Source organism: Herbaspirillum lusitanum P6-12, assembly GCF_000256565.1.
Taxonomy (GTDB): Bacteria; Pseudomonadota; Gammaproteobacteria; order Burkholderiales; family Burkholderiaceae_D; genus Herbaspirillum; species Herbaspirillum lusitanum.
This window is the reverse complement of sequence record NZ_AJHH01000637.1, coordinates 1-5057: the sequence shown is the minus strand read 5'-3', so window position 1 is coordinate 5057 and position 5057 is coordinate 1. Positions and strand designations below refer to the sequence as shown.

Below are 5057 nucleotides of genomic sequence, written 5' to 3'. Positions count from 1 at the left end.
CAAGAACAGCGCCATCGAGGTCAGTTCGCGCACTGACACTTCAATGCCGGGATACTCTTTTTCGAACGCCGCGAGCACGCGCGCCAAGCGTGTTTCCGCGATGGTCGGTGAACACGAAATGGATACTCGCCCGCGTCGTATATCGGCGGATTCCTGAATCTTGCGCAGTCCCGATTCGACTTCCATCAACGCCCGTTGTGCACAATCGAGCAGCTGTTCGCCTTCGGTGGTCAGGCGCACATTGCGCGTCGTGCGGTGAAACAACGCAACGCCGAGCTGGGCCTCCAACTGGCGGATCTGCGCACTGACCGCGGACGGCGACCTGAACGATTTCTCCGCAGCGATGCGGAAGCTACTCTGATCGGCGACAAGGAGAAACGTCTGCAACAGCTTGAAATTGACGTTCGCGAGGAGCTTCGGTGAAGGCTTCATGATCGTGTCCCGGATAAGGTGCGTTTTTTATTATGCAACAAATCAACATAATTGACGGAATAAAAGCGTTTGCTGGTTCGCAGTCGAAAACTTAGAGTTTGTCTATCCGATCAACACAGCGTCAAGGCATACCGAAAAATTGCATGCCGGCGCCGGGACATTAGGCAAGTATGACTTCAGAGAAAAATGAAACTGCATCTTCCGACAGCGCAACACCGAACAAGGGTGCACTGAGCAACCTGCGTGTGCTGGACATTGCGACGTTCGTCGCAGCGCCGTTCTGCGGAACCATCCTGGCCGACTTTGGCGCGGAAGTGATCAAGGTGGAGCAACCGTCCGGCGGCGACGCGCTGCGCAAGTTCGGCACCATCACTGAATGCGGCGACAGTCTGGTGTGGCTGAGCGAGGCGCGCAACAAGAAGGCCATCACACTGGACCTGCGCCAGCCACAAGGTGCGCAGATGTTTCGGGAACTGGTCGCGCAATCGGACATCGTGCTGGAGAATTTCCGTCCGGGGACGCTGGAGAAATGGGGCCTGGGATTCGAAGAGCTGCGCGCCATCAACCCGAAGCTCATCATGCTGCGCATCAGCGCTTACGGCCAGACCGGCCCCAAGAGCGGCGAGCCGGGTTTTGCGCGCATCGCCCATGCATTCGCCGGACTGTCCTGGCTGGCGGGAGAAGCCGACGGTCCGCCGGTGGTGCCGGGTTCGACCTCCATGGCCGACTATGTGTCAGGCATGTGGGGCGCGATCGGCGTGCTGACGGCGCTGCGCGAGCGCGACCGTTCAGGCATCGGCCAGTTCATCGACCTAGGATTGTATGAGTCAGTATTCCGTCTGCTCGATGAAATAGCGCCGGCCTATGCGAAATACGGCACCGTGCGTGAGCGCATGGGCGCCGACACCGTCAATGTCGTGCCGCACAGTCACTACCGCACCGGCAGCGGTGAATGGGTGGCGCTGGCCTGTACCAACGACAAGATGTTCGAGCGTCTTGCTGTCGTCATGGGGCAACCCGAGCTAGCCATGCAGTATCCCACCAGCGCGGTGAGGGTCGAAAATCGCGCGCTGATCAACAAGCTCGTCGGCGACTGGATCGGCAGCAAGCAGCTAGCCGATGTGACTGCGACGACCAGCGCCGGCGGCGTGCCGTGTGCACAGATTTACTCTATCAAGGAAATCTTCGAGGACGAGCAGTATCGTGCGCGCGGCAACATGATTCGCGTTGACGATCCGCGCGTCGGCGAGCTGGTCCTGCCGGCGCCGGTGCCGCGCCTGTCCGAGACGCCCGCCACCTTTCGACATGCGGGCAGGTCGCTGGGCGCTGACAATCTGGATGTTTACTCCCAATTACTCGGCATGACGCAGGAGCAATTGAAGAGCGCTGCAGCAAGCGGCGTTATCTGACAAGCTGGATGTCTGCCTGAAACCAACAAGGACAAATTCATGAGTACGAACAAAGAAATCGAACGCTACAGCATGCTCATCGGCGGCGAGTGGGTGCAAGCCGCCGACGGCGATACTTTCGAGTCGGCTGATCCGTTCACGGGGAAGACTTGGGCGGTGCTGCCGCGCGGCAAGGAGGCGGATGCGGAGCGCGCGGTCGAGGCGGCCAGCGCTGCGTTGGATGGTCCATGGGGAAAGTTGACGGCAAGCGCGCGCGGCCTGCTGATGTTCCGGCTGGCGGACCTGATTGAACGCGACGCCGAGCAGCTGGCGCAAACCGAGGTGCGCGACAACGGCAAACTCATCGTGGAAATGCGCGCGCAAGTGGGTTACCTGCCGCAATACTTCCGCTACTTCGGGGGCCTTTCCGACAAGATCGAAGGAGCGGTTTTGCCGATCGACAAGGCCGACACCTTCAACTTCACCACGCATGAACCGCTGGGCGTCTGCGTGGCGATTACCGCTTGGAATTCTCCGTTGCTGCTGGCCGTCAACAAGCTGGCTCCCGGCCTTGCCGCCGGTAATACCTTCGTGCTAAAGCCGTCCGAATTCACCTCGGCGTCGGCGATTGAACTGGCAAAATTATTCGTCGAAGCCGGCTTCCCTGCGGGTGTGCTCAACGTTGTGACCGGCTTCGGCAATGAAGTGGGCGCACGCCTGGTTTCGCATCCGAAAGTGGCCAAGATCGGCTTCACCGGCAGCGAGATCGGCGGTCAGCGCATTTACGAAGCGGCGGCCAAAGGCTTCAAGCATGTGACGCTGGAGCTCGGCGGAAAATCCGCCAACATCGTGTTTGCCGACGCCAAGCTTGACGACGCCGTCAAGGGCGCCATCTCCGGCATCTTCGCGGCCACCGGCCAGACTTGCGTGGCGGGATCGCGCCTGCTGGTGCATGAATCGATACATGACGAATTCGTGGAGAAGCTCGTGGCTTACGCACGCAAGGCGCGCATGGGCGATCCAAAAGAAACCGCCACGCAAGTCGGTCCCGTCACGACCGGGCCGCAGTATCTCAAGATCCTTGAGTACATCGACATCGCCAAGAAGGAAGGCGCGACCTGCGTGCTGGGCGGCAAAGCAGCAAGCAGGCCCGAATGCGGCGACGGGCAATTCGTCGAACCGACGATCTTCACCGATGTGCGCAACGACATGCGCATCGCGCAGGAAGAAGTCTTCGGCCCGGTGTTGAGCATCATCAAGTTCAAGGATGACGACGATGCGGTGAGGATCGCCAACGACAGTCTTTATGGCCTCGCCGCCGGCGTCTGGACGCAGGATATCCGGCGCGCGATGTCGCTACACAAGCGGCTGAAGGTCGGCATCGTCTGGGTCAACATGTATCGTGCGGTGAGCTACATGTCGCCCTTCGGCGGTTACAAGCGTTCCGGCGTCGGTCGTGAAAACGGCATGGAGGCGATCCGCGAATACCTGCAAACCAAATCGGTCTGGATCAGCACTGCGAGCGAGACGCCTGATCCATTCGTCATTCGCTGAAGCGCACTGCGATGAATCCATCCTTGATGATGCCGTCATTTCGTGTCGACGGTAAAACAGCGCTGGTGACGGGCGCCGGTTCCGGCATCGGCGCCGCCATCAGTTCCACGCTGGCCGGCAGCGGCGCGCGGGTGCACATGCTGTCGCTCAACGGCGAGCAGCTTGCCGCCACCGCGGCGGCACTGCGTGAGTTGGGTGGCGACGTGCATGCGCATGCTTGCGACGTCACCGATTCTGATGCAGTGCGCCGGCTGATCGACGGATTGCCCGGACTCGACATCGTGGTGAACAACGCCGGCACTAATATTCCGGAGCCCTTTCTGGAGGTGTCGGACGCGCACCTAGATTTCATGTGCAATCTTAACGTGCGCGCCTGCTTCGTGGTGTCGCAGGCGGCGGTGCGCAAGATGCTGGCCGATCCGGCGCGTGTCGCTAAGGGCGGCTGCGTGATCAACGTCTCGTCGCAGATGGGCCATGTGGGATCGCCGGATCGCACGGTGTACTGCATGAACAAGCATGCGATCGAAGGACTGACCAAGGCGATGGCAGTGGAGCTTGCCGCGACGGGCGTGCGCGTCAACAGCATCGGCCCGACGTTTGTCGATACGCCGTTGATTCGCCGGATCGTGGATACGCCCGAGAAGCACGAATTCCTGGTGTCGAAGATTCCGATGGGCCGCATGGCGACGATGGAAGATATCGCCGCCGCGGCACTGTATTTGGCATCCCCGGCCGCCGCCATGGTCACCGGCCACTGTCTGCTGGTAGACGGCGGCTGGACGGCGCAATAAGACCTGGTCAGGCGCTTTATTAAACCCACTACAACAAAGAGAGACTTTTCATGAGCGAAACTTTTGGACGCATCGTCGTCGAGAAAACCGGAGAACCGGAGGTGATGCAATGGGTCACCGCACCCGTCGTCGCACCGGCTGCAGGTGAAGTGCGCATACGGCATGAAGCCATCGGCGTCGACTACATCGATACCCAGATCCGCGGAGGCTTGCTGCCGGCCAATCTGCCTACCGGCCTGGGATTCGCAGGTGTCGGGATTGCCGAAGAAGTCGGCGCCGGCGTCGATCACCTGAAGAAGGGCGAGCGGGTCGCCTACATGTACTTCACCGCCGGCAGCTATGCGGAAGAGCGTATCGTCCCGGCGGACCGCGTGATCCGCCTGCCGGATCAGTCCTTGTCGGCGGAACTCGCTGCCGGTGCGCTGTTCCGTGGTTTGACCGCCTGGTATCTCTCAACCCGGCTGCGTCCTATCGGAAAAGGCGATGTCGCGCTGGTGCACGCGGCCGCAGGCGGCGTCGGCCTGATCCTGGTGCAATGGCTGAAGCACCTCGGCGTGACCGTGGTCGGTACGGTCGATTCGGAAGAAAAGGCGCAGGCCTTGCGTGATTTCGGTTGCCCGCATCAGGTGATTCTTCCTGATGGTGATTTCGTCGCCAAGGTGAAGGAAGTATCCGGCGGCAAGGGCGCCGCCATCGTGTATGAAGCGATCGGCGCCGAGACTTTCGCACGCTCGCTCGACTGCGCCCAGCGTTTCGGCCTGGTGGCCTCGTACGGCTGGCCGTCCGGCGATCCGGGCAGCGTTTCGCTGATGGACCTGCGCGCCAAGGGTTCGCTGTTCGTCACGCGTCCGACGGTCACGCAATACACCGCCGAAGCCGAGGATTTCCGCGC

5 protein-coding genes are annotated in these 5057 nt (G+C 61.1%); 4 read left to right on the top strand and 1 reads right to left on the bottom strand.

The features are described from left to right. Nucleotides 1-432 (bottom strand): LysR family transcriptional regulator (locus HLUSI_RS0120930; RefSeq protein WP_016835807.1); only part of this gene is annotated, 432 nt, incomplete at its 3' end. Nucleotides 433-602: 170 nt separating this feature from the next. On the opposite strand from HLUSI_RS0120930, the gene HLUSI_RS0120925 reads away from it, so the two are divergent. The 4 genes from HLUSI_RS0120925 to HLUSI_RS0120910 form a co-directional block, all read left to right on the top strand. Continuing rightward, a complete protein-coding gene (locus tag HLUSI_RS0120925; protein ID WP_016835806.1) occupies nt 603-1841 on the top strand; it encodes a CaiB/BaiF CoA transferase family protein in 1239 nt (412 codons plus the stop codon). A gap of 39 nt (nt 1842-1880) precedes the next feature. Then, nucleotides 1881-3374: an aldehyde dehydrogenase gene (locus HLUSI_RS0120920; protein ID WP_016835805.1), complete on the top strand. Its 1494-nt coding sequence runs from the start codon at nt 1881-1883 to the stop codon at nt 3372-3374. Between the two features lie 11 nt (nt 3375-3385). After that, nucleotides 3386-4165, top strand: a complete 780-nt coding sequence (locus tag HLUSI_RS0120915; protein WP_029363842.1) for an SDR family NAD(P)-dependent oxidoreductase — start codon at nt 3386-3388, stop codon at nt 4163-4165. 50 nt (nt 4166-4215) lie between these two features. Continuing rightward, nucleotides 4216-5057: quinone oxidoreductase family protein (locus tag HLUSI_RS0120910; protein WP_016835801.1), on the top strand; the 842-nt coding region annotated here is incomplete at its 3' end.